The sequence below is a fragment of the Ensifer sp. ENS08 genome (genome assembly GCF_014852195.1).
Lineage (GTDB): Bacteria > Pseudomonadota > Alphaproteobacteria > Rhizobiales > Rhizobiaceae > Ensifer > Ensifer adhaerens.
On the sequence record NZ_JACVBF010000009.1, the window covers coordinates 150,587 to 174,049 of the forward strand.

The 23,463-nt window shown below is 63.6% G+C and carries 19 protein-coding genes; 6 read left to right on the forward strand and 13 right to left on the reverse strand.

The features are described 5' to 3' along the window. The 12 genes from hutH to IB272_RS20350 all read right to left on the reverse strand — a co-directional run bounded on the left by hutH (window position 1) and on the right by IB272_RS20350 (window position 13,311). Entirely contained in the window at window positions 1–1,536 is a 1,536-nt protein-coding gene (gene hutH / locus IB272_RS20295) for a histidine ammonia-lyase (protein ID WP_060530312.1), read from the reverse strand. Then, a complete protein-coding gene (gene hutI, locus IB272_RS20300) occupies window positions 1,533–2,777 on the reverse strand; it encodes an imidazolonepropionase (protein ID WP_192444816.1) in 1,245 nt (414 codons plus the stop codon). Before hutI ends, hutH begins: the two co-directional genes overlap by 4 nt. A 300-nt stretch (window positions 2,778–3,077) precedes the next feature. Continuing rightward, a complete protein-coding gene (gene phnN / locus IB272_RS20305; RefSeq protein WP_192444818.1) occupies window positions 3,078–3,662 on the reverse strand; it encodes a phosphonate metabolism protein/1,5-bisphosphokinase (PRPP-forming) PhnN in 585 nt (194 codons plus the stop codon). Further along, a complete protein-coding gene (locus IB272_RS20310) occupies window positions 3,659–4,798 on the reverse strand; it encodes an alpha-D-ribose 1-methylphosphonate 5-triphosphate diphosphatase (RefSeq protein ID WP_060530314.1) in 1,140 nt (379 codons plus the stop codon). Before IB272_RS20310 ends, phnN begins: the two co-directional genes overlap by 4 nt. 1 nt (window position 4,799) lies before the next feature. Further along, a complete protein-coding gene (locus IB272_RS20315; RefSeq protein ID WP_060518331.1) occupies window positions 4,800–5,507 on the reverse strand; it encodes a DUF1045 domain-containing protein in 708 nt (235 codons plus the stop codon). Between the two features lie 126 nt (window positions 5,508–5,633). Further along, on the reverse strand, window positions 5,634–7,151 hold the full coding sequence (gene phnE / locus IB272_RS20320; protein ID WP_192444820.1) for a phosphonate ABC transporter, permease protein PhnE: 1,518 nt from the start codon (window positions 7,149–7,151) through the stop codon (window positions 5,634–5,636). Window positions 7,152–7,160: 9 nt separating this feature from the next. Continuing rightward, window positions 7,161–8,123 carry a phosphonate ABC transporter, permease protein PhnE gene (gene phnE, locus IB272_RS20325; RefSeq protein ID WP_060518329.1) on the reverse strand — a complete coding sequence of 321 codons (963 nt, stop codon included), beginning with the start codon at window positions 8,121–8,123 and terminating at the stop codon, window positions 7,161–7,163. 169 nt (window positions 8,124–8,292) lie between these two features. Next, window positions 8,293–9,198, reverse strand: coding sequence for a phosphonate ABC transporter substrate-binding protein (gene phnD / locus IB272_RS20330; RefSeq protein ID WP_034799586.1), 906 nt, complete (start codon window positions 9,196–9,198; stop codon window positions 8,293–8,295). An 84-nt stretch (window positions 9,199–9,282) separates the two neighbouring features. Continuing rightward, entirely contained in the window at window positions 9,283–10,125 is an 843-nt protein-coding gene (phnC, locus tag IB272_RS20335; RefSeq protein ID WP_034799588.1) for a phosphonate ABC transporter ATP-binding protein, read from the reverse strand. Window positions 10,126–10,362: 237 nt separating this feature from the next. Further along, window positions 10,363–10,746, reverse strand: a complete 384-nt coding sequence (locus tag IB272_RS20340) for a YciI family protein (protein ID WP_090295868.1) — start codon at window positions 10,744–10,746, stop codon at window positions 10,363–10,365. A 389-nt stretch (window positions 10,747–11,135) separates the two neighbouring features. Further along, window positions 11,136–12,263, reverse strand: a complete 1,128-nt coding sequence (locus tag IB272_RS20345; RefSeq protein ID WP_192444822.1) for an FAD-binding oxidoreductase — start codon at window positions 12,261–12,263, stop codon at window positions 11,136–11,138. A gap of 79 nt (window positions 12,264–12,342) precedes the next feature. After that, on the reverse strand, window positions 12,343–13,311 hold the full coding sequence (locus tag IB272_RS20350) for a LysR family transcriptional regulator (RefSeq protein ID WP_060530317.1): 969 nt from the start codon (window positions 13,309–13,311) through the stop codon (window positions 12,343–12,345). A 235-nt stretch (window positions 13,312–13,546) separates the two neighbouring features. Here IB272_RS20350 and IB272_RS20355 point away from each other — a divergent pair, with 235 nt between their 5' ends. Both IB272_RS20355 and IB272_RS20360 read left to right on the forward strand, forming a co-directional pair. Beyond that, window positions 13,547–14,734: an acyl-CoA dehydrogenase gene (locus IB272_RS20355; RefSeq protein ID WP_034799596.1), complete on the forward strand. Its 1,188-nt coding sequence runs from the start codon at window positions 13,547–13,549 to the stop codon at window positions 14,732–14,734. An 11-nt stretch (window positions 14,735–14,745) separates the two neighbouring features. After that, window positions 14,746–15,930, forward strand: coding sequence for a CaiB/BaiF CoA-transferase family protein (locus IB272_RS20360; RefSeq protein ID WP_192372792.1), 1,185 nt, complete (start codon window positions 14,746–14,748; stop codon window positions 15,928–15,930). A gap of 92 nt (window positions 15,931–16,022) precedes the next feature. On the opposite strand, the gene htpG is transcribed toward IB272_RS20360, so the two are convergent. Continuing rightward, window positions 16,023–17,912 carry a molecular chaperone HtpG gene (gene htpG / locus IB272_RS20365; protein ID WP_192444824.1) on the reverse strand — a complete coding sequence of 630 codons (1,890 nt, stop codon included), beginning with the start codon at window positions 17,910–17,912 and terminating at the stop codon, window positions 16,023–16,025. Between the two features lie 358 nt (window positions 17,913–18,270). Between htpG and IB272_RS20370 the strand changes: the two genes are divergently transcribed. From IB272_RS20370 to fabI, 4 genes are read left to right on the forward strand one after another with little or no spacing between them, the layout of a single operon-like run. Then, entirely contained in the window at window positions 18,271–20,487 is a 2,217-nt protein-coding gene (locus IB272_RS20370) for a DUF3141 domain-containing protein (protein ID WP_192444826.1), read from the forward strand. A gap of 15 nt (window positions 20,488–20,502) precedes the next feature. After that, window positions 20,503–21,459, forward strand: coding sequence for a phosphate acetyltransferase (locus tag IB272_RS20375; protein ID WP_060586225.1), 957 nt, complete (start codon window positions 20,503–20,505; stop codon window positions 21,457–21,459). A 2-nt stretch (window positions 21,460–21,461) separates the two neighbouring features. Further along, entirely contained in the window at window positions 21,462–22,646 is a 1,185-nt protein-coding gene (locus IB272_RS20380) for an acetate/propionate family kinase (RefSeq protein ID WP_192444828.1), read from the forward strand. A gap of 17 nt (window positions 22,647–22,663) precedes the next feature. Beyond that, window positions 22,664–23,449, forward strand: a complete 786-nt coding sequence (gene fabI / locus IB272_RS20385) for an enoyl-ACP reductase FabI (RefSeq protein ID WP_034799607.1) — start codon at window positions 22,664–22,666, stop codon at window positions 23,447–23,449. Window positions 23,450–23,463 lie beyond the last annotated feature (14 nt).

Sequence of the window (23,463 nt, forward strand, 5' to 3'; positions counted from 1 at the left end):
TCAGGCCTCCAGGCTTGGCAGGATGCCGGCGGAGACGGCGGCGTTCAGACGGCCCGAGGCGATGAGGTCGCCGGCGGCCTTGAGGTCGTTGGCCATGTAGCGGTCCTCTTCGATCGTCGGCGAGACGGCGCGAAGGGCGGCAGCGGCCTTCTGCAATTCAGGGCTCGTGGCGAGCGGCGCGCGGAATTCGACGCCTTGGACGGCGGTCAGTGCTTCGATGCCGACGATTGAGAACAGGTTCTCGGTCATCTGCAGCAGGCGGCGCGCGCCGTGGCAGGCCATGGAAACGTGGTCTTCCTGGTTCGCCGACGTCGGCGTCGAGTCGACAGACGCCGGATGCGAGAGCTGCTTGTTCTCCGACATCAGCGCCGCCGAGGTGACTTCCGCGATCATCAGACCAGAGTTCAGGCCCGGCTTCTTGGCGAGGAAGGCCGGCAGGCCGTAGGAGAGAGCCGGGTCTACGAGCAGCGCGATGCGGCGCTGCGAGATCGCGCCGATCTCGCAGACGGCAAGGGCGATCTGGTCGGCGGCAAAGGCAACCGGCTCGGCGTGGAAGTTGCCGCCGGAGACGACCGAGTTGTCAGAAAGAACGAGCGGGTTGTCGGTGACGGCGTTGGCTTCGGTTTCAAGCACGCGGGCGACCGAGCGCAGCAGATCGAGGCAGGCGCCGTCGACCTGCGGCTGGCAGCGGATGCAATAGGGATCCTGCACGCGCTCATCGCCTTCGATGTGGCTTTCGCGGATTGCCGAACCGGCAAGCAGCGCGCGGAGAGCCGCGGCCGTATCGATCTGGCCGCGATGACCGCGCAACGTATGGATATCCGGATGGAAGGGCGCTGACGAGCCCATGGCCGCATCGGTCGACATGGCCCCGGTGATGAGTGCCGCCTGTGCGGCACGATGGGCGCGGAAGAGACCGGCGAGTGCCAGCGCCGTCGACGTCTGGGTGCCGTTGATCAGCGCAAGGCCTTCCTTGGCCGCCAGCACCACCGGTTTGAGGCCGGCGGCGGACAGCGCTTCGCCGCCGGACATGCGACGGCCTTCGAAATAAGCTTCGCCGTGGCCCATCATGACTGCGGCCATATGGGCGAGCGGGGCGAGGTCGCCGGAGGCGCCGACCGAGCCCTTTTCGGGAATGACAGGGATGACGCCCTTTTCGAGCATGGCTTCGATCAGCCGCACGAGTTCGAGGCGGACGCCGGAGGCGCCGCGACCGAGCGAGACGAGCTTCAGCGACAGGATGAGGCGAACGACGTTCTCGGCGAGCGGCTCGCCGACGCCGCAGCAATGTGACAGGATCAGGTTGCGCTGCAGCGTTGCAACGTCGGCGCTGTCGATCTTGATCGAGGCGAGTTTGCCGAAGCCGGTGTTGATGCCGTAGACCGGCGCGTTACCGGCGACGATCTCGGCAATGCGGGCGGCAGCCTTGTTGATGCCGGCGTCAAAGGACGGATCGAGGCGGGCCGGCTCGCCGGTCCAGTAAATGGTTTCGAGATCGCGGAGGGGCACGGAGCCCGGGTGTAGAGTGATGGTCATTGACCGATCCTTTGCCCTCTAAAGATGCGTTCATGAAGCGGATTGAAGCCGATGCGGTAGACGAGCTCGGCCGGATCCTCGATGTTCCAGATTGCCAGATCGGCGGATTTTCCGACTTCGATCGTGCCGGTTTCGGCCAGTAGGCCAAGCGCGCGGGCGGCTTCGCGCGTCGCACCGGCAAGGCATTCGGCAACCGTCAGCCGGAAGAACGTCGCCGACATGTTCATGGTGAGAAGCAGCGAGGTCAGCGGCGAGGTGCCGGGATTGCAGTCGGTGGCGATCGCGATACGCGCGCCGGCATCACGCAAAGCCTGGACCGGCGGCAGGCGCTCTTCGCGCAGCGCATAGAAGGCGCCGGGCAAAAGCACGGCGACCGTACCTGATTTGGCCAGGGCCGCAGCCCCTTCGGCGTCGAGATATTCGAGGTGGTCGGCCGAAAGCGCGCCGTAGGAGGCCGCGAGCTTTGCGCCGCCAAGGTTGGAGAGCTGTTCTGCGTGCAGCTTGACCGGCAGGCCGAGTGCCTTGGCGCGGTCAAAGACGCGGGCGATCTCGGCAGTCGAAAACGCGATGCCCTCGCAGAAACCGTCGACCGCATCGACCAGGCCTTCGGCATGGGCGGCGTCGAGGCCGGGCAGCACGACATCGGTGACGTAGTCATCGTTGCGGCCCTTGTAGTCCACAGGCGTTGCGTGTGCGGCGAGATAGCTCGTCACAACGCGCACTGGCCGCAGCGTTTCGAGTTTGCGGGCGGCCCGCAGCATGTTGAGCTCGGCCGTGACGTTCAGTCCGTAGCCGGATTTGATTTCGACGGTCGAGACGCCTTCGGCAAGAAGCGTGTCGAGCCGCGGCAGGGCGCTTTCGACAAGCTGGTCGACGGTCATCGCATTGGTCGCCTTGACCGAGGAAACGATGCCGCCACCGGCGCGCGCAATCTCTTCATAGGTGGCGCCTTCGAGGCGCATCTGGAATTCGCGGGCGCGGTTGCCGCCATGAACGAGATGGGTGTGGCAGTCGATGAGAGCGGGCGTCACTACGCGGCCCTCGTAGTCCGTCGCTTCGAGGCTGCGTGCGAGGTCGGCAGGCAGTCCGTTCTCCGGCCCGGCATAGGCGATACGCCCATCGACGACCGCAACGGCCGCATTCTCGACGGGGCCAAGACCGTCAACGGTTTCGCCAAGCGTCAAGAGACGCACATTGCGCCAGATGCCGGATGTCTGCCTGCGGGTCGAGAGTTCTTTCATTAGGTCGCCTCCACTGAATATAATGTATATACATATTAATCCGCTCCACAAGGGGAAATTTATGGAGCCTGCGGAAAAGGAAAGGGTGATCGGCCGAGTGAAACAGAGCGGGGGCTTTGAGGAGATGGCCGTAGAACTCTGATTTCTCCAGAATTTCTCCCCCCGGGTTCGTCAACACGGCAGGCAAAAAGAAAAGGCCCCGAGCCCTGAGGTTCGGAACCTTTGTCTGTGTCCTTGGAATGGGGATCGCGACGCGTGCCCGCGACCCGGAACCCTGCCGGGCCGCGAAAACAGATCACGCTAAACCGGGTGATCCGCCTTAGTGCGCAGCCGTTCAACCACCTCGACGAAGCGATTTCCGGCAATGTCGAGGCGACCGCTGTTGTCGATCACGCTGACATCCGGGCCTGAGGTCACGTCAGGAGCCTGGCGGCTGAGGCGCCGCAAAACTTCCTCTTCACTTTCGCGGCCGCGTTCGGCAAGCCGCTTTGCAAGCACCGGCGTCTCGGCTGTAACAACGACGACGGCGATCTCGCCGAAGGCTTCGCGGAACGCCGGCAGGGCACCACGGCTGCCATTGACGATCGCCGTCATGCCGTCCCTGACATTCCTGAGCACGACGGCGGGGATGCCGTATTTCAGCCCATGCGCATCCCAGAAAACGGCGAAGGCGCCGTCCTTCTGCATCTCGACGAACTCGTCTTCCGAGACGCTTTCATGCACCTCACTGCCGGCATCCGACGGACGGGTGATGACGCGGCGGACGAAATGCACGTCATGACAATCCGCAAAATGCCGGGCGGCAAAGCCCATGACGCTGTCCTTGCCGGCGCCGCTTGGTCCAACGACGACGACAAGCGCGCCGCCCTGGTTGTTCGCGCTCATGCGACACGCCGTCCTTCGCGCCAGACGGAGCGCACGACCGGGATGCCTTCCTTGCGATGGACGCGAGCGATATCGGCGCGAAGGCCGACGCCGATGCGGCCGCGGTCATCGAGACCGACGGTACGCGCCGGCGTCGACGTCACCATGGCGATTGCCTTTGGCAGGTCGACGGCGTCGAGTTCGTCGGAGAGCACGAAGGGGGCGTGGATCAGACTGAAGGGCACATAGTCCGACGACAGCACGTCGAGCACGCCGCGCTCGGCGAGATCGCGGGCGGCGATGTTGCCGGAGTGCGACTTGCCGCGCACGATGTTCGGCGCGCCCATCAGAACGCTGAGGCCCGCGCGGTGCGACGCCTCGGCGGCCTCGAAGCTCGTCGGGAACTCCGCAAGCTTGATGCCGAAGCCGATCGATTCCTCGACGTGGTCGACGGTCGCGTCGTCATGGCTGGCGATCGTGATGCCGCGGGCCGCACAGGCCTCGGCGAGCGCGGTGCGGTGCGGACCGGCATACTTGGCCGACAACGCCTGCTGCCGCTCGACGAAGCGCGCGAATTCTTCGTCCGAGAAGCCGCGCTTGGCTTTGTAGTAGAGCGTGTACTGGTCCATCGTCTGGAACTGGCGCTGGCCCGGCGCATGGTCCATCAGCGAGACGAGCTTGACCTGCGGATCGTTCTGGAAGTCCTCGTAGTGATCGAGCACGTCGGACGTTGAAACTTCGCAGCGCAGGTGGATCAGGTGATCGGCGCGAAGGCGACCCTCTTCCTTGGCCTGGGCCAGCGCGTCGGCCATGCTGCGCATCTCGCCCTTCTGGAAGCCGCCATCCTCGTCGGAGCCGAGACGCAGGCAGTCGAAGACCGTGGTGATGCCGGAGGTGACCACCTGTGCGTCATGGGCCTGGATTGCCGCGATCTTCAGCCAGCGCACGCCCGGGCGCGGCGAGTAGTGGGCTTCGAGGTGGTCGGTGTGCAGCTCGATGAGGCCGGGGATCAGATAGTCGCCTTCAAAGTCCTCGCCGCTGGCAACCGTGCCCTCGGAAATGTCGGCAATCTTGCCGTCGCGGATCAGCACCGAACCGTCGAGGATACTATCCTCGAGGACGATGCGGGCGTTGGTCAAAACCTGTTCTTTGCTCATCTCATGCGATCTTTCGTTGGGTGTCGCTGCCGAGCGGCAGCAGGGAGCGGACAGTAAAGGGTGCGCCGCGCTCCGGTTCGACGAAGAGCGCGACTGACGTGACGTGAAGTGGCTTGCCGATATGCTCGGCAAAGGTGGTTTCGAGCGCGGTACGCATCACGCCGCTGGTTTCCGTGGGCACCGGGCCAGTCAAGGTCAGGTGGAACTGGAACTCTTCGAAAACATAGGGATAGCCCCATTCTTTGAGGTAGCGCCTCTGGCGCTCAGGCAGGCTGTTTGGCTTGCGGCGGGCAAAGTCGGCGTCCGACAGCGGCGCGCGGAACGGGTCGAAGCGGTGAACGGCGTCTTCGGCCAAATCCAGCAGGTCGACGCAAGGCGCGGACGGCACGAGTGCGAAGAACGGGCCCAACTGGTGCAGCACGATTTCGGGGATCTCGAACGGGTCGAGGTCGGCGGCAAAGCACTCGAAAATACTTAGGAGCTCGTCTTCGTCCCGGCCTTCGGCAAGCTCGAAGGGAGCCTTCAGCGTACCGTGGAAACCGTAGCGCCGCGGGTCAGCCGTCAATGTGCGTTGCGTCTCTTCGTCAATCCCGGCGATCGTCGGAAGCGTGAGGTCCTCACCGGTAAAGGCGTCGCGCCCCAGCCAACGGGACGCGACCTGCGACAGCCGGTCGTCCGCCGGCGGCGCGAAATAGATGGCATAACGCACGGTCTTCACTTTCTTGTAGCGACCGGTCCGCCGGGCGGCGGATCGATTGTTTGCGGGATGCGATGCGCAGCTAGCCGATTTCCATGACAACATCATGATGGCGGACACGCAAATGCTTGGCTGTCGTCAATGTGCCTTGCTGCCCATCAGGCGCGAACGGCACGCGTTCGAGATGCTGTCGAAAATAAAGACAACCAGCAAGATCAGAAGCACCATATAGGCGACATTTTCCCAATCGGAATTGGTACGCATCGCTTCCCAGAGTTTGAGGCCGATACCGCCGGCGCCGACGGCGCCGATGATCGTCGCCGAGCGAGTGTTCGATTCCCAGAAGTAGAGCGCCTGGCTGGCAAAAACCGGCAGCACCTGCGGAAGCACGCCGAAGCGCTGCACGGCAAGCGGCGTCGCTCCGACCGACTTCACGCCCTCGCGCTGCTTGTCATCGATGTTTTCCAGCGCCTCGGAATAGAGTTTGCCGAGCGTACCGGTGTCGGTGAAGAAGATCGCGGAGATGCCGGCAAGCGGTCCGGGGCCGAAGGCGCGGGTGAAGAACAGTGCCCAGATGAACATGTCCACCGACCGCAGGAAGTCGAAGAAGCGCTTGACCACCTGGTTGGTCAGGAAGCTCGGCGTGATGTTTCTGGCGGCAAGGAAGCAGAGCGGGAAGGCGATCAGCGACGCAAAGAGCGTGCCGACGAAAGCCATGACAACCGTCTGCAACAGCTTCGTCCAGACGTCCAGATGCTGCCATTCGGCGTTATAGAGGATGTTGTTCCAGGCGAGCGAAAGGTTCGAACGCGTCGGGTCGATCTGTTCGCCGGATGTGATGAGCGCGACGACCTCGCCATAGCTTTTGCCGAAGAAGGGCGAGTTGGTGTCGAACAGGAAGTTCGCCCAACCGAAGAAGCGGTTGCGGACGGAAACCTCGTCGCCTTCCACTTCAGCCCACCCGGTGGCGCCAAAGGCAAGCACGATCTTTTCGCCTGGCCGCTTCTGTGTCGCCCAGGCGGGCAGTTGGCCCTGCGGCCTCACCGTGTCGACGCCGTCTACGGTCATCACAAACGTGTCACCGCCATGGGTAGCCTTCACCAGGCCATCGGCGATCTCGATCCTGGTCGAGCGGTCGTAGGTTACGACGACGCGCGTCAGCACGTCTTCCGTCCGGGTTTCGATACGGTTCTGCGTTTCGGCAGCGGCTGTGCCACCGAGCGCGGAGCCGGGCGCCATGAAGCTGAACGACGAGCTTGCCTTCGGCTTGACCGCCTGCGCGGTGGAGGCCGGTATCTCGACCTGGCGCGTCACCGTCTGCCTGTCGAGCTCCACCCAATCCGGATTGGGATTGGGCCCGAGCGGCGAATTGCGCTGATAGTTGAGACGCATCGTACGGTCGGGGGCGACGTGGATTTCCGGGCGTACCTCATAGGAAACCCAGTCGGCGAGGTAGGTGCCAGCGATGCCCCAGTTGGCATTGCCGAGCACGTGGCCGATCGAGAAGAACCACCAGCTGAAGATGAGGTAGGCGACGACGCCGCCGGCGATGGCTGCGGTGCGCACGCGGCTGGAGGTCGAGGATTTGAGGAGGTCGGGATGGCGGCTCGCGATCGCGTCCATTTCCATCGGGTTCAATCGTGTGGTCGTGGTCATGGTACGCACCTACTGGGCAAGCTGGAAGGCCTGCTCGCCAACGAGGCGGCGGCGAAGCCAGGCGGAAAACTGGTCGACGGCAAAAATGGTCGCAAACAGCAGGAGGACGATTGCAAGGGTCTTGGCCTGGTGTCCCTGGCCGATCGAAAGGCGCAGCAATTCGCCGATGCCGCCGCCACCGACGGCGCCGATGATCGTCGAGGCGCGCACGTTGATCTCGAGGCGCAGCAGGAAATAGCTGGTGAAATTGGGCAGCACCTGCGGCACCATGCCAAACCAGACGCGCTCGATCCAGTTGCCGCCGGCAGCCCGCAGGCCCTCGTCCGGCTTCATGTCGGCGTTTTCGACCACTTCATAAAAGAGCTTGCCGAGCGCGCCGATCGTGTGGATCGAGACAGCGGCGATCGCCGGAATGGGGCCGAGCGAGAGGATCGCGAGGAAGAAGCCGGCGATCACCACCTCCGGAAAGGCCCGGAGAACTTCCATGATGCGGCGAACGATGCCGCGGATCCACGGATTGGGCATCAGGTTGCGCGCGGCAAGGAAGCAGAGCACGAAGCCGAAGGCCGTACCGATCACCGTCGAAAAGATCGCGATGTTCACGGTCTCCAGCATCTTGTGCACGTATTCGGGGATGTAGAAGCTTTCGGTCAGGTACAGCCGGCCCTCGGGGTAGTTGTACTTGAAGCTGCCATCGTCATAGGGCGAGGGCAGGTCGAACATGGCGCGGAAAATTTCTAGCCCGTCGCGCGGCGCGAGATCGCCGACGAAATCGAAGAAATGCGGCAAACGGTCGAAGAACTTGCCGGCATTGGAATCGTTGGCGAACCAGAGCGAGCCCGATAGCGCCAGGAGGAGAACGCCGAAGCCAAGCCAGGAATAGAGCCGGCGGCGGGAACTGAGTTCCTGCCAGTGACGCTCGATGACGGCGCCGTTGTCGCTCAGATGTCGCGGGAGCAGGGAAGTTGCCATGACCGTTCCGGCTTTCGCCGGCCTCTTGAGCATTTCCAGGTAAAGTGCGAAGCGGTTTTCCGCCCCGAAAATGCGTGAAAACAATGCGGCGAAGGATGCGAAAGCACCCCTTCAAACAGTGAAACGCTGGCCGTTTGGGCGGCCAGCGTTCCCGAGTGGTGCGGGTCTATCAGCCGCCGATCGTCGCCTTGCGGGCGTCGATGATCGGCTTGTAGAAGTCGGCGTTGACTTCGGTGTAGCCGGTGAAGTCACCGCCCTGGATGGCCGAGAAGCAGGCCGCGTCGGTCTTCGGCAGGTCCAGCATGAACTGCTTGAACTTCGCCTTCATGTCGTCGTTCATCGTGTTGCGCACGACGATCGGGCCGTTCGGGATCAGCGGCGACTTCCAGAGCTCGACCAGGTCGTTCATGTCGAGGATGCCCTTGTCGACCATCTTCTTCAGGTTGCCCGAGGTGTAGCCGTCCTTGAATTCGCCGACGCCCGAGCCGAAGGTCGTGCCGGCATCGAAGGTGCCCTTGACGACTTCGAGAACGAGGTTTTCGTGACCGCCGCCGAAGCCGGTTTCACCGAAGAATTCCTTGACCGGGGCGCCGATCGCTTCCGGGAGCGTGACGAGCGGGACGAGGTAGCCCGAGGTCGAGTCCGGGTCGGCGAAGCCGAGCTTCTTGCCCTTCAGGTCTTCGATCTTGGTGATGCCGGAATCCTTGCGGGCAACCATGATCGAGTGGTAGCCGGTCGAACCGTCGGTCTGAACGGTCGTCAGGATCGGCTCGACGGCGTCAGCCTTGGCGAGGTAGATCTTGGCGTAGCCGGAAGCGCCGAGTTCGGCGTAGTCGAGCGTGCCGCCGAGCAGGCCCTGGATGACGCCGTCATAGTCGGCGGCCGGGAACAGCGAGACCTTCTCGACGCCAATGGCGGCCGGCAGCTTGTCGACCAGGCACTGGAAGTTGCGCAGGCGGTCGGCTTCGTTTTCGCCGCCGAGGATGCCGATGCGGAATTCCTTCAGGTCTTCAGCCTGGGCGTGGCCGACGAGGGCGAGGAGCGCTACGGCGCCCAGAAGAGCTTTCTTCAGCATAAGGTTCTCCCGTGTCCGGCTTGGCCGGATCCTATTGGGTTTCAAAGAGGTGCCCTTGACGCGGGCTTTCGATCATGGCGGGCGTCAGATGCCGGCCAGTGCCAGCGGCTTGAGGCCGGCCGATGCCGTTTCTTCCTGCGGTACTGCCGCCGGAATGTTGATGCTGGTGGAGGTCATCGATTCCTCGATGCCTGTGTCGGCGCCGTAGATCTCGGCAACCGCTGCCGCGGTCAGATCCTTGGGTTGGCCGTCGAAGACGACGCGGCCATGCGCCATGCCGATGATGCGTTCGCAATAGTTGCGGGCGGTATCGAGCGTGTGGAGGTTGGTGATCACCGTGATGCCATCGCGCTCGTTGATATCGCGCAGCGCATCCATGACGATCTTGGCGTTCAGCGGGTCGAGCGAGGCGATCGGCTCGTCGGCAAGCAGAACCTTCGGCTGCTGCATCAGCGCGCGGGCGATCGCGACGCGCTGCTGCTGGCCGCCGGAAAGCGTGCCGGCCGGCTGGAGCGCGGTCTGCTCGATGCCGAGGCGCTCAAGTGCGCCGATCGCCATGATGCGTTCTTCACGGGTAAACATGTTGAGGATGCTCAAAACGGTCGAGCGGTGGTTGAGACGCCCGAGCAGCACGTTGGTGAGCACGTCGAGGCGCGGCACCAGGTTGAACTGCTGGAAGATCATCGCGCAGTCGCGCTGCCAGGTGCGAAGGGCAGCACCGCGCAGCGACGAAACTTCCGTGCCGTCGAAGACGATCGAGCCGGATGACAGATCGACGAGGCGGTTGATCATACGCAGAAGCGTCGACTTGCCGGCGCCCGAGCGGCCGATCACGCCGACCATCTGGCCTTGCGGTATGTCGAAGGTAACCGAACTCACGGCTGTCTTCTTGCCGAACTGGCGGGTTACATTCTTCAACTGAAACATGTCTAGCAGGTCCTCTTCCGGGGAGACCGGTCATCGGTATGACCCTGCCATATCGGCGCTTCATGAAGCCGGAATGTCAGTTTGTTGTAAGTTCTGTTACAGTTCACAGCCCCGCATGTTTGGTTAACAAAATTTGAATGGCTTCGCGCAGGCGCCTGCGCTCCCCGTCAACTTCAAGGGGGGCGCATCAACATCGAGCGGATATCTGTGGTCGGAGCCGCCGTCGCGGCGCAGTCGCTAGCTCTGTGGACCGGGGTCCAGCGTCGCGCCGGGAACATAGAGCGCAATCGGCCGGATCTCGTAGATCGCGGTCGGATTGGAGCGGCGCAATTCGCGCGCGGCGTCAACTGCCGCGTCGATGGCCGGGAAGTCGACGACGTAGAGGCCGAGCAATTGCTCCTTGGTTTCGGCGAAGGGGCCATCGGTGACAATGCCTTCGCCCTTGCCCCTCAGCGTCACAGCACCTTCTGTAGGCCCGAGCCGTGCGGCCGGGCCAAAGGCCTTCTGCTGGACGAACCGGTCATGAACTTCAAGCAGGTCGGACATCAGCGCTGCGTCCTCCTCCTCGGTCCAGGATTCGACGACGCCTGCTGTATGGTAGGCCAAGATTGCGTAATACATGAACCGTCCTCCCGCGCGTATTCGTGTCAGGTTTTGCCGGCCGCATCAACGCCTCGTCGTGCGGACGGCGTCACCGAGCGTGCCGCCGGAGTGGGGCGCGTGTTCAGCGGATCAGCCCCAGGCCGCCGCTGCCTAGCGACAGGCCTGCCTGGCAATCCGAGAACCGCGCTTGATCTCGCCGCGGGCTGCTGCGTCGCGGGCCCTCCAGACGGGGCCGCGCGCGAGCGAGCGGGCAACTTCGCGCCCGGGTATCTTCGGCTGAGCGCGCGCAGGCCTTCATCGATCGCGGCGTTGCCGAAGACCTCGTCACAGTCGTATTTCGACCCCGTCGCGGCCCGCAGTATCGTGCTGGGCGTGGCCTTCCTCGCCTGCGGCCAACTCTGCTCGGGCTAGCGTTCCAATCGAGCCGGGCTGAACTTTGCGGCATCGAGGCCGATCGCTTCGAAGGCCTCGGGCGCTGGTGCACCGACGAGGAGGCTTGCGGCGAATGCGCCGAGCGCCGGTGAGGTGAGGATGCCGTAGCCGCCCTGGCCGGCGAGCCAGAAGAAATCCGGTCGCTCGCGGGCAAAGCCGATCACCGGAAGCTTGTCCGGCGAGAAGCTGCGCATGCCGGCCCAGCTCTTGAAGATGCGGCGCACCGGCACGGTCGTTGCCTCCTCGACGTAGTGCGCAGCCCAGGCGATGTCGATCTCCTCCGGCTGGACGTCGGCCGGCTCGCACGGCGTTGCGTCAGCGGGCGAGGAAAGCAGCCGCCCGCCTTCGGGCTTCATGTAGAAGTCTTCATCGATCTCGTTGATTTCGGGCAGCGTCAGCGCGTCGATGCCTTCGGGCAGGTCGACGGTGATTGCGGTGCGGCGATGCGGCACGATGCCGATGGGGGCGACGCCGAACGATTGTGCGACGGGATCGGCCCAGCCGCCGGCAGCATTGACGATCGTCTTTGCACTGACTTCGCCGGCACTCGTCGCCAGCACCCAGCGGTCGCCGTTCCGGCGCGGCGCCAGCACGTCCGAGCGCTCGATAATTACCGCGCCATGGCGACGCGCGCCCCGGACGTAACCCTGCAGCAGGTTCTCGACTTCGATGTCCCAGAATTGCGGATCGTAATAGGCCGCAGCCACATAGTCGCGGCGCAGGATCGGCACACGCGCGATCGCCTCGTCGACGGTCAGCCGTTCAATTTCGGCGTTGGCACGGCTCTCCGCGGCAAACACCTCTTCGAACCGGGCAACTTTCTCGGCATTGGCGATCATGACGCCACCGCGCTGCTTGAGCAGCGCGACGTCCGAGAAGCCTTCGGGTGGATTATCGAAAAAGCCCTTGGATATCGCCGCCAGCGCACAGACCTCCGGCGCGTTATAGCGCAGCACGAACTCTGCCGCCGAGCGGCCGGTGCTGTGATAGCCGAGCCCTTCTTCCCGCTCGATCACCACGACGGAGCGATGCGGTGCCAGGAAATAGGCAAGCGACAGGCCGGCGATTCCAGCGCCAATGATCGCCACGTCGTAGTCTTGCATGTCCCGCCTCCGTTGGTTGTCGGCCGGACCATAGGCAAGGCGTCATCTGTGTTCAAATTTATAACTGGAAAGGTGGCTATCAATCCTGATGATGGTCGGCCCGATCGTCGAGGCAGTGGTCCAGCGGCTCCGTATCGGCCACATGGGCAAGAAATGCGGCCTCTGCCGGATTGAGGATCGCATTCGGATTGGAGATGCGGAAGACATCGGTGCTGGGCAGATCGCTATAGGGCGGCAGCTGCCACAGTTGGCCCGCCGCGACGGCTGGCGATGCCAAGTGATCCGGCAGCATGCCGATGCCGACATTGGAGGCGATCAGCCGCATCACCTCCTCGACATTGCAGGAGACGGCGCGGACCTGCTGGCCAAAAGACCCGATCGCGCGCACGGCGGTTACCGAGTTCATGTGCTGGCCGCCCAAAACGTCGGCGATGAAAGCGATATAGGGATTGCCCCTGAGGTCGTTGAAGTCGACGCCTTCGACCCCAAAAAGCGGATGGCTTCTGCCGCAATAGAGCGCATAGCGCTCGCGCACGTGAAACCGCCTGTTCAGCCAGTCAGGAATGTTGCCGTCGCATAGGCCCATGGTCGCAACATTGCGCTCGACGGCGCTCAACACATCCACGGTAGTTGCGACCGTGACCGACAGCGTGACCTTGGGGTGCAGGCGAAAGAAGCTTTCGAGCTTGCGGTCCCAGGCGGGATTATGCGCGTGGCTGACCGAGTGGATGTTGAGATGGCCGGTGATCTCCTCGCCGGCGGTTTCAAGAACATTCGGCAGGCGGATGACGGCTGCGAAGATATCGCGGCACTGCGCATGCAGGCGCGCACCGGCGTCGGTCAGGTTGAAACGCCCGGGACGCCGGTCGATGAGTTTCTGGCCGACGGTTTGCTCCAACCGCTTCAACGCCATGCTGACGGCCGGCTGTTGCAGGAGCAACCGGTTGGCGGCGGCCGTGATGCTGCCTTCCTCGACGAGCACGACGAAGGTGCGCAGCAGATTCCAGTCGAGATTGTGGGCGAAGCGTTCGAGGCGGTCATTGGCCATGGTCGTGGCTTGCTTCTGATCTCTGGCGTTGAACTGGCCCTTTGTTCTGCAAGGAGGGAAGCGGAGCGAAGGACGTCCGTTCTTGTCGTCATATTCCAGCGAATTTGCAACATGGGCTGCTCGATGGCGAGGGAGGGGCCATTCCCCGGACGCATGAGGCGGTGCCTCAATTTCGTTTGAAACGGCATGCACCCCTTGCGATAACGTGAGCCGAATAATCCGATGGGAGAGAAACATGGCCGGCAAGACGCAATTTCAATGGGATGATCCGTTCCTCCTCGACGATCAGTTGACCGAGGACGAGCGTATGATCCGCGACACCGCGCGGGCCTATGCGCAGGACCGGCTGCAGCCGCGCGTCATCGACGCCTACCGCGAAGAATCGACCGATCCGGAGATCTTCCGCGAAATGGGCGAGCTCGGTCTGCTCGGCGTCACCGTTTCCGAAACCTATGGCGGCGTCGGCGCTTCCTACGTTGCCTACGGCCTCGTTGCCCGCGAAGTCGAGCGCGTCGATTCGGGCTACCGCTCGATGATGAGCGTGCAGTCGTCGCTGGTGATCTATCCGATCTATGCCTATGGTTCTGAGGAGCAGAAGCAGAAGTACCTGCCGAAGCTCATCAGCGGCGAGTGGATCGGCTGCTTCGGCCTGACCGAGCCGGACGCCGGTTCTGACCCGGCCGGCATGAAGACGCGCGCGATCAAGACCGAGAGCGGCTACCGCCTCGTCGGCTCGAAGATGTGGATCTCTAACGCACCGATCGCCGATGTCTTCGTTGTCTGGGCAAAGTCGGAAGCGCATGGAGGCGCCATCCGCGGTTTCGTGCTCGAAAAGGGCATGAAGGGTCTGTCCGCCCCGAAGATCGCCGGCAAGCTGTCGCTGCGGGCGTCGATCACCGGCGAAATCGTCATGGACAATGTCGAGGTCGGCGAAGAAGCGCTGCTGCCGAACGTCGAGGGTCTCAAGGGCCCGTTCGGCTGCCTTAACCGTGCCCGCTACGGCATCTCCTGGGGTGCGCTCGGCGCTGCCGAGTTCTGCTGGCATGCGGCGCGTCAGTACGGTCTCGATCGCAAGCAGTTCAACCGGCCGCTGGCGCAGACGCAGCTCTTCCAGAAGAAGCTGGCCGATATGCAGACGGAGATCACGCTCGGCCTGCAGGGGTCGCTGCGCGTCGGCCGCCTGATGGACGAAGGCCGCATGGCCCCGGAAATGATCTCGATCGTCAAGCGCAACAATTGCGGCAAGGCGCTCGACATCGCCCGCATGGCCCGCGACATGCACGGCGGCAACGGCATCTCGGAGGAATACCAGGTCATGCGCCACATGGTGAACCTCGAGACCGTCAACACCTACGAGGGCACGCATGACGTCCATGCGCTGATCCTCGGTCGCGCCCAGACCGGCCTTCAGGCCTTCTTCTGAGCGGTGCCGTCATGGAAACGCCGCTGAAGGGCATTCGTGTCCTGGAACTGGCCCGCATTCTGGCGGGCCCATGGATCGGCCAGACGCTGGCCGATCTCGGTGCCGACGTCATCAAGGTGGAAAGCCCGGCCGGCGACGACACCCGCACCTGGGGCCCGCCCTTCGTTGCGGGCGAGGAAGGCGAGAAGCTCGATGCCGCCTATTTCCACGCCTGCAACCGCGGCAAGCGCTCGGTGGTGCTCGACTTCACGACCGAGGAGGGGCAGGAGGCCGTGCGCCGCCTTGCCGCCCAGTCGGACGTGCTGCTTGAGAACTTCAAGGTCGGCGGGCTTACGAAATACGGGCTCGACTACGAGAGTCTGAAGAAGATCAATCCGCGGCTGATCTACTGCTCGGTCACTGGCTTCGGCCAGGATGGTCCCTATGCGCACCGCGCCGGCTACGACTACATCGTCCAGGGCATGAGCGGCATCATGGACCTGACCGGTGAGCCCGATCGCGAGCCACAGAAAATCGGCGTCGCCTTCGCCGATATCTTCACCGGTCTTTACGGCGTGATTGCCGTGCAGGCAGCCCTTGCCCAGCGCGAGCGCACCGGCGAGGGGCAGCAGATCGATATGGCGCTGCTCGACTGCATGACGGGCGTGCTTGCCAACCAGGCGCTCAACTTCCTCGTCTCGGGCAAGGCGCCGCGCCGGCTCGGCAATGCGCACCCGAACATCGCGCCCTATCAGGTCTTCCCGACTTCGGACGGTCACCTGATCGTCGCTGTTGGTAACGACCGGCAGTTCGTGAAGTTCTGCACCTTGCTCGGGCGTTCGGATCTTGCGACCGACGAGCGTTATCTGACCAACGCGCTTCGCGTGCAGAACCGGGACACGTTGACGCCGGAACTCGCCGCCGAAACCGCGAAGATCGAGCGCGACACGCTGTTGAAGTTGCTGGAAGATGCAGGCGTGCCCGGCGGACCGATCAACACCGTTGCCGACGTCTTTGCCGATCCGCAGATCGAGCATCGGCAAATGCGGGTGGATACGCCGCATTCGGGGGCCGCTGCCGGTACGTCGCCCGGGGTCCGGACGCCGATCCGGTTTTCGGCCGCCGAGCTTGCGCTCGAGCGTGGCGTGCCGCGGCTTGGAGAGCATACGGCCGAGGTGTTGGCCGAAATCGGGATGGACGCGTCGAAGAGCGATTAACGCAACGTGAGACGCTGAGTGTCTCGTTGAGGCGTGACCTGAAGAAAATAGCGAAAGCCCTGGAAATCGGCGAGATTTCCAGGGCTTCCTTGTTAAGCCTTGAGGGCGCGATCAAAGACGCGCGACAGCCGTTCGGCGAAGCCGCGTGGGTCCTGCGGCTTGTCGCCATCGAGCACGCGCGCCTGGTCGAGCAGGAGCTGGACGGCGTCCGTGCGGAACGCCGTATCGCCGGCGGGGCTCGCGGCCATGGCGGTGATCAGAGCGTGGCTCGGGTTGATCTCAAGGATCGGCTTGGGGGCGTCGTCGAGACGGCCAGCACCTTGCAGCATCTTTTCGAGCTGGCGGTCGGGGCCGTGTTCGGGTGCCACCAGGCAAACGGCGCTTTCCGTCAGGCGGTCGGAGGTGCGCACGTCCGAGACGGACGCACCGAGCGTCTCCTTGGCGAACGCGACGAAGTCGATGACCAGCTGGCTGGCCTGCGGCGCTTCTTCCTTGGCCCCCTCGGCCTTGGCGATGGCGCTGAGATCGGCCGCACCCTGCGTGATCGACTTCCACGGTTTTCCGTCGAAATCGGGCGCGGATGTCACCCAGAAGCTGTCGACCGGATCGGTCAACAGCAACACCTCGATCCCGCGGGCGCGAAAACCTTCGAGCTGTGGTGAGGCCTTGAGCTGGGCGAGGTTGTCACCGGTCAAGTAATAGATCGCCGACTGGCCGTCCTTCATGTCCTTGACGTAATCGGCAAGGCTGCGCTGGCTCGCATCCGAAGTAGTGGTGCGGAAGCGCGACAGCGCCACCAGCTGCTCGCGGCGCTCGTAATCCTCATAGATGCCTTCCTTCAGCACGCTGCCGAAGTTTTCCCAGAGCTTGTCGAAGGTCTCTGTCTCGTTTTCCGCAAGCTTCTCGATCGCCGTCAGCACGCGATTGGTGACGCCCTTGCGGATGCTGGCGAGCAGCGGGCTTTCCTGGATCATCTCGCGCGAAACGTTGAGCGGTAGGTCCGACGTGTCGACGAGGCCGCGCACGAAACGCAGGTAACGCGGCAGCAATTCCGCTTCGTCGGTGATGAAGACGCGCTTGACGTAGAGCTTCATCCGGCCCTTGCGGTCCGGGTCGAACAGATCGAATGGCTTGGAGCCGGGCACGAAGGCAAGGGCCGTATATTCATGGCGGCCTTCGGCGCGGAAATGCACGGTCAGCGCTGGGTCGTCATACTGGCCGGCGACGCCGCGGTAGAAATCGGCATAGTCTTCCTTGCTGATCTCGCTCTTCTGCTTGGTCCAGAGCGCGGTGCCGTCCCCGACCTGGACAGGCTCGGCATCGGGCTTTTCGAGAATCGAGATAGGCACCGGCACGTGGCCGGATTGGTCCTTGACGATGCGCTCGACGGTCCAGCGCGACGTGTAGGTCTTGGCGTCTTCCATCAGGTGCAGCGTGATGCGTGTGCCGCGCGCCGGGGCGTCCGCAAGTTCGGCTGCGGAAACGGTGTAGCTGCCCTTGCCGTCGGACGACCACAGGAAGGCGTGCTCCGAGCCGGCGCGGCGCGAGACCACATCGACCTTGTCGGCGACCATGAAGGCGGAATAGAAGCCGACGCCGAACTGGCCGATGAGCTGCGCGCCCTCCTTGCCCTGGGCGGCTTCAATGCGCTCCATGAAGGCGCGTGTGCCCGAGCGGGCGATGGTGCCGAGCGCTTCGACAAGCTCGTCGCGACCCATGCCGATGCCGTTGTCCTCGACGATGAGCCGGTTGTTTTCCTCGTCCAGCGTCAGGGTGATGCGCGGGGTCGGGTCGCCCGCCAGAAGCTCCGGCGAGACGATCGCCTCATAACGCAGCTTCTCGCAGGCATCCGCCGCGTTCGAAATCAGTTCGCGGAGGAAGACGTTCTTGTCGGAATAGACCGAATGCACCATCAAATGGAGCAGTCGCGCCACATCGGCTTCGAAGACATGTTTCTCTACGGACATTTCGGTTTCGCTCATTGCCTGGCAACTCCTTTGGGTTTCGCCCCAATTGGCAAGCTGTGTCCTGAATTTCAAGGCCCGACTTGCGCACTCCCCATTTCTGGACAATGCTGCACTGCGAAAGATCACTCAACACCAGCGAAACGATGCTTCTTCAACGGGGTCGAAGGCGAGGAATTCGCAAGGGCGACAAGTCGCCGTAACACTCCGCTGTTATGTTCCTGCGACCCGGACAGATGGTCCTGGGTCATCATGCCGAGTTCATATCGCGCTCTGCCGCCAGTCGATTTGACTAAGGTCAATGCGCGACAAATTGCGTTGCTCTATTGGCCTTGGCGACGGGGCTGACCTTCAATCGCACCGAGGAGTGGACATCATGCCCAAGCATTCCACGAGCCCGACAATCCCGACTTTCGCAGATGCCTATTCCTTTTCGCTCGATGCTTGGCAACGTTCGATCCTTTTTCTCGATGTCATGCGTCAGCGCGGCGCGCAATACGAGGAACATCGCACGCAGACCGCGCCGAACGTGCTGGAGTTCGAGGCCCAGCTTGTTACCGATGGGCGCACGCTCGCCCGGCCGGTGAACTATGCGCTGGTCAGCATCGTTCCGCCCGAGGGCGTCACGGTCGATCCGACCAAGCGTCCCTTCGTCGTCGTCGACCCCCGGGCCGGCCACGGCCCCGGCATTGGCGGCTTCAAGGCCGACAGTGAAATCGGTGTCGCGCTGAAAGCGGGCCATCCCTGCTACTTCATCGGCTTCTTGCCGGATCCGGTTCCTGGACAGACGATCGAGGACATCGCACTGGCCGAAGCCGGCTTTCTCGAAACCGTCATCGCCCGCCATCCGCAAGCGGACGGAAAGCCCTGTGTGATCGGAAACTGCCAGGCGGGTTGGGCGGTCACGATCGTCGCCGCGCTGCGTCCCGAACTCTTCGGCCCGATCATCATTGCCGGCGCGCCGCTGTCCTATTGGGCAGGCGTGCACGGGCAGAACCCGATGCGCTATTCCGGCGGGCTTCTCGGCGGCAGCTGGCTGACGGCGCTGACCGGCGACCTCGGCGGCGGCATATTCGACGGTGCCTGGCTGGTGCAGAATTTCGAGAACCAGAATCCGGCCAACACCCTCTGGACCAAGCAATACAATCTCTATTCGAAGATCGACACGGAAGCCGCGCGCTACCTCGGGTTCGAACGCTGGTGGGGTGGCCACGTCACGCTCAATGCCGAGGAGATGCAGTTCATCGTCGACGAACTCTTCGTGGGCAACAAGCTTGCCGCGGGCGAAATCCGAACATCGGACGGCACGGCGATCGACCTTCGCAACATCCGCTCGCCGATCGTGGTCTTCTGCTCCAAGGGCGATAACATCACCCCGCCGCAGCAGGCGCTCGACTGGATCCTCGACCTCTATGACAGCGTCGACGAAATCCGGGCCTACGGCCAGACGATCGTCTACACCGTCCACGAAACCGTGGGACATCTCGGCATTTTCGTCTCCGCCGGCGTCGCGCGGAAGGAACATGACGAATTCGCCTCCAACATCGAGTTGATCGACGTGCTGCCGCCTGGGCTTTACGAGGCGGTGCTGACGCCGGCGAACGAGGCGGCCGAGGGCAGGGCGCTCGTCTCCGGAGAATGGCTGATGCGCTGCGAGCCGCGCACCCTCGAGGACATCCGCGCGCTTGGCGGCAACGACATCGAGGATGACAGGCGTTTCGCCACCGCGGCGAAGCTTTCGGAGATCAATCTGGCGCTCTATCGCACCTATCTGCAGCCGATGGTCAAGGCAGCGGCAACGCCGCCCGTGGCGGAGGCGATGCGCAACATGCACCCGCTGCGTCTGCAATACGCGCTTTTCGGGCCCGACAACCCCTTCATGGCCTGGACGTCGGCGCTCGCGGACTATGTCCGTGAAAACCGCGAACCTGCTGCCGCCGGCAACCCGTTCATCGGCTGGCAGGAGGCGCTGTCGCAGCAGATCGTGGACGGGTTAGAGACCTGGCGACGGACGGCTGAATATCTTTCGGAGCAAAGCTTCCACGCCATCTACGGCGCTCCGACCCTGCAAGCGGCACTCGGCATCGACACGAACTCAGACCAGCCGCCGCGCAAAGCGGAGAAGAGCCTCTTGCACCGCGAACTCGTCAAGGCGCGGATCGCCGAACTCAAGGCCAGAATGGCCGTGGGCGGAACCTGTGAAGGTCTTGCCAGAGCCCTGACCTTCGTCGGCATGGCGCGCGGAGGCGCGGACGAACGCGGCTTCGAGGCTGTGCGCCGGCTCCGGCTTTCCCATCCGGAAGCAAAGCAACTGAGCCTGGCCGACTTCAAGACCGTTATGCGGGAGCAGTATTTCATGCTGCTGATCGACGAGGCTGCGGCGCTCGCCGCTCTTCCGAAGCTGCTACCGGAGGCGGTCAAGGAGCGTCGCAGTGCCTTTACGGCCCTTCGTGAGGTACTGGAGGCATCCGGAGCCGTGACGGGCGTGGCTGCCGAGCGGTTGCAGCAGGTTGCCGCGCTCTTCCGCCTGGACAGCGAGCCGCCGGTTCCGATCGCGGCGGGCAAGATCATTCGCAATCGCACCGCTACCTGATGGGGGAGTATCGACGTGTCCGAGGTAACCGAACTGCCGATTGAGCAGTCCAAATACGATCTCCTGATTGCCACCGCGCGAGACGAAACGCCGGCGGTCACCATTGTCGCGCATCCCTGCGACGAGACCTCTCTGCGCGGTGCGTTGGAGGCCGCGCAAATGGGGCTGATCGCGCCCGTTCTCGTCGGGCCAGAGGCAAAGATCCGCAGCGTGGCCGCCGAACATGGCCTCGACCTCGGTCGGTGCGAGATCGTCGACGCGCCGCATAGCCATGCGGCCGCAGCGAAAGCGGTGGCGATGATCCGCGAGGGTCGTGGCGAGTTGCTGATGAAAGGCAGCCTGCATACCGACGAACTGATGAAGGAGGTCGCGGCGTCGGCGACCGGGCTCAGGACCGATCGAAGGATCAGCCACGTCTTCATCATGGACGTACCGGGGCATTCAGAGACGCTCTTCATCACGGACGCCGCCATCAACATCTTTCCCGACCTCGAAGCCAAGCGCGACATCGTGCAGAATGCCATCGATCTCTGGGTGACGATCGGCCTCGGCGAGCCGCGCGTCGCCATTCTTTCTGCGGTCGAAACGGTAACGACGAAGATCCCGTCAACGATCGAGGCGGCAGCACTCTGCAAGATGGCCGAACGCGGCCAGATCACCGGCGGCCTGCTCGATGGTCCGCTTGCCTTCGACAACGCGATCGACCCGGAGGCAGCAAGGATCAAGGGCATCACGTCGCCCGTGGCCGGCCGCGCCCAGATTCTGGTGGTGCCGGACCTTGAGGCGGGCAACATGCTCGCCAAGAACCTGACGTTCCTGTCCCATGCCGACGCTGCCGGCATCGTGCTTGGAGCGCGCGTGCCCATCGTGCTGACGTCGCGGGCGGACTCCGTGCGCACGCGCCTCGCCTCCTGCGCGGTCGCCGCGCTCTATGCGGCGCGCCGGCGGACCTCGCAAGTTGCGGCGGTATGACCATGGATGCGCTTCTCGTCGTCAACGCCGGCTCATCGAGCTTGAAGTTCCAGGTTTTCGGGATCACGGATCAAGGGCTCGAACGCCAGATCAAGGGCCAGATCGGTGGCATCGGCACGCGTCCCCGCCTGCAGGCGAAAGCGGCCGACGGCACCATTCTGATCGACAAGAGCTATGATGCCGACGTCGTTGGCGATCTGCCGGCGGCGATCGCGGCGGCACGCGACTGGTTGATGACGCTCGAAGGCTTCACCTTACGGGCGGTCGGCCATCGCGTAGTACATGGTGGCCCCGATTATGCGGCGCCGGTGCTGATCGATGCGACCGTCCTTGATCGCCTCGCGAGCTACCAGGATCTGGCACCGCTGCACCAGCCCAACAATCTTGCTCCGATCCGTCAGGCGATGGCGATCAATCCGGATGTACCGCAGGTCGCCTGTTTCGATACCGCCTTCCATCATGGCCACCCGGAAGAGGTGAACTGCTACGCCATGCCGCGCAGCTTCTATGAGGACGGTGTGCGGCGCTACGGCTTCCACGGCCTTTCCTATGAGTACATTTCAGAGCGTCTGCGGGATGTGGCGCCTGCGGTCGCAGGTGGTCGCGTCATCGTCGCCCATCTCGGCAGCGGCGCCTCTATGTGCGCCTTGCGCGATGGTCACAGCATCGAGAGCACCATGGGCTTCACCGCGCTCGACGGCCTGCCGATGGGAACGCGGCCCGGTCAGCTCGATCCGGGCGTCGTGCTCTATCTGATCCTGCAACGCGGCATGAGCGCTCAGGCCGTTTCTGACCTGCTCTATCACGAGGCCGGCCTCAAGGGGCTCTCTGGCGTCTCGAATGACATGCGCGACCTGCTCGCAAGCGCAGATCCCCATGCCAAGCTCGCGATCGACCACTTCGTCTATCGCGCAGGGCTCAATGTCGGGATGCTTGCAGCCGCGCTCCGTGGCATCGACGCCTTGGTTTTCACGGCGGGCGTCGGGGAGAACTCCGCACAGATCCGCGCCCGCATCGCCGAGAACATCGCCTGGCTCGGGGCCGAACTCGACCCAGCCGCCAACGAGGCCGGCGCGACGCTGATTTCGACGCCTTCGAGCCGCGTTGCGCTTTACGTCATCCCGACCGACGAGGAACTGATGATCGCCCGCCACACGCTTGCACTGCTTAAAATCCGCGCAGACTGATCCATCGGAGACAATTGATGTCCATTCCTGTCGCAAAGGCCAAACTTCTGGACGGCCGCAAGGGCCTGATCGTCGGCATTGCCAATGATCGATCGATCGCCTGGGGCTGCGCCCGTGCCTTCCGCGCCTTCGGGGCGGAGGTGGCGGTCACCTATCTGAACGACAAGGCGAAACCTCACGTCGAACCCCTGGCGCGTGAAATCGAAGCGCCGATCTTCCTGCCGCTCGACGTGGCCGTGCCAGGGCAAATGGAAGCGGTGTTCGAGGAGATCGAGAAGACCTGGGGTGAACTCGACTTTGTCGTCCATTCGATCGCCTTTTCGCCGAAGGATACGCTCGGCGGCCGCGTCGTCGATGTCCCGCGCGAGGGCTTCCTGAAGACTATGGACATTTCCTGCTGGTCCTTCATCCGCATGGCGCATCTCGCCGAGCCGCTGATGAAGAACGGCGGCACGCTCTTCACCATGACCTATCATGGCTCACAGGTGGTGGTGGAAAACTACAACATCATGGGTGTCGCCAAGGCCGCACTCGAAAGTGCCGTCCGATACCTCGCCTCCGAACTCGGCCCGAAGGGGATCCGCGTGCACGCCATTTCGCCTGGCGCGCTGGCGACGCGCGCCGCTTCCGGCATTCCGGAATTTGACGCGCTGCTCGAAAAGACCAAGGTCAAATCGCCGAGCCGCGAGCTGATTGACATCGACGACGTCGGCGCGGCCACCGCCTTCCTTGCGCATGACGCCGCCCGCCTGATCACGGGCCAGGTGCTTTATGTCGACGGCGGCTACCACATCATCGACTAACCGCCGGGTCTCCG

What these genes read in the sequence shown, in the direction of transcription:
- hutH (WP_060530312.1), bottom strand. Translation starts at nt 1,536, where the DNA reads ATGACCATCACTCTACACCCGGGCTCCGTGCCCCTCCGCGATCTCGAA.
- htpG (WP_192444824.1), bottom strand. Translation starts at nt 17,912, where the DNA reads ATGAGCGAAACCGAAATGTCCGTAGAGAAACATGTCTTCGAAGCCGAT.
- IB272_RS20340 (WP_090295868.1), bottom strand. Translation starts at nt 10,746, where the DNA reads ATGTATTACGCAATCTTGGCCTACCATACAGCAGGCGTCGTCGAATCC.
- hutI (WP_192444816.1), bottom strand. Translation starts at nt 2,777, where the DNA reads ATGAAAGAACTCTCGACCCGCAGGCAGACATCCGGCATCTGGCGCAAT.
- phnD (WP_034799586.1), bottom strand. Translation starts at nt 9,198, where the DNA reads ATGCTGAAGAAAGCTCTTCTGGGCGCCGTAGCGCTCCTCGCCCTCGTC.
- phnN (WP_192444818.1), bottom strand. Translation starts at nt 3,662, where the DNA reads ATGAGCGCGAACAACCAGGGCGGCGCGCTTGTCGTCGTCGTTGGACCA.
- phnC (WP_034799588.1), bottom strand. Translation starts at nt 10,125, where the DNA reads ATGTTTCAGTTGAAGAATGTAACCCGCCAGTTCGGCAAGAAGACAGCC.
- IB272_RS20355 (WP_034799596.1), top strand. Translation starts at nt 13,547, where the DNA reads ATGGCCGGCAAGACGCAATTTCAATGGGATGATCCGTTCCTCCTCGAC.
- IB272_RS20350 (WP_060530317.1), bottom strand. Translation starts at nt 13,311, where the DNA reads ATGGCCAATGACCGCCTCGAACGCTTCGCCCACAATCTCGACTGGAAT.
- fabI (WP_034799607.1), top strand. Translation starts at nt 22,664, where the DNA reads ATGTCCATTCCTGTCGCAAAGGCCAAACTTCTGGACGGCCGCAAGGGC.
- IB272_RS20310 (WP_060530314.1), bottom strand. Translation starts at nt 4,798, where the DNA reads ATGAGCAAAGAACAGGTTTTGACCAACGCCCGCATCGTCCTCGAGGAT.
- IB272_RS20345 (WP_192444822.1), bottom strand. Translation starts at nt 12,263, where the DNA reads ATGCAAGACTACGACGTGGCGATCATTGGCGCTGGAATCGCCGGCCTG.
- IB272_RS20360 (WP_192372792.1), top strand. Translation starts at nt 14,746, where the DNA reads ATGGAAACGCCGCTGAAGGGCATTCGTGTCCTGGAACTGGCCCGCATT.
- phnE (WP_192444820.1), bottom strand. Translation starts at nt 7,151, where the DNA reads ATGACCACGACCACACGATTGAACCCGATGGAAATGGACGCGATCGCG.
- IB272_RS20380 (WP_192444828.1), top strand. Translation starts at nt 21,462, where the DNA reads ATGGATGCGCTTCTCGTCGTCAACGCCGGCTCATCGAGCTTGAAGTTC.
- phnE (WP_060518329.1), bottom strand. Translation starts at nt 8,123, where the DNA reads ATGGCAACTTCCCTGCTCCCGCGACATCTGAGCGACAACGGCGCCGTC.
- IB272_RS20370 (WP_192444826.1), top strand. Translation starts at nt 18,271, where the DNA reads ATGCCCAAGCATTCCACGAGCCCGACAATCCCGACTTTCGCAGATGCC.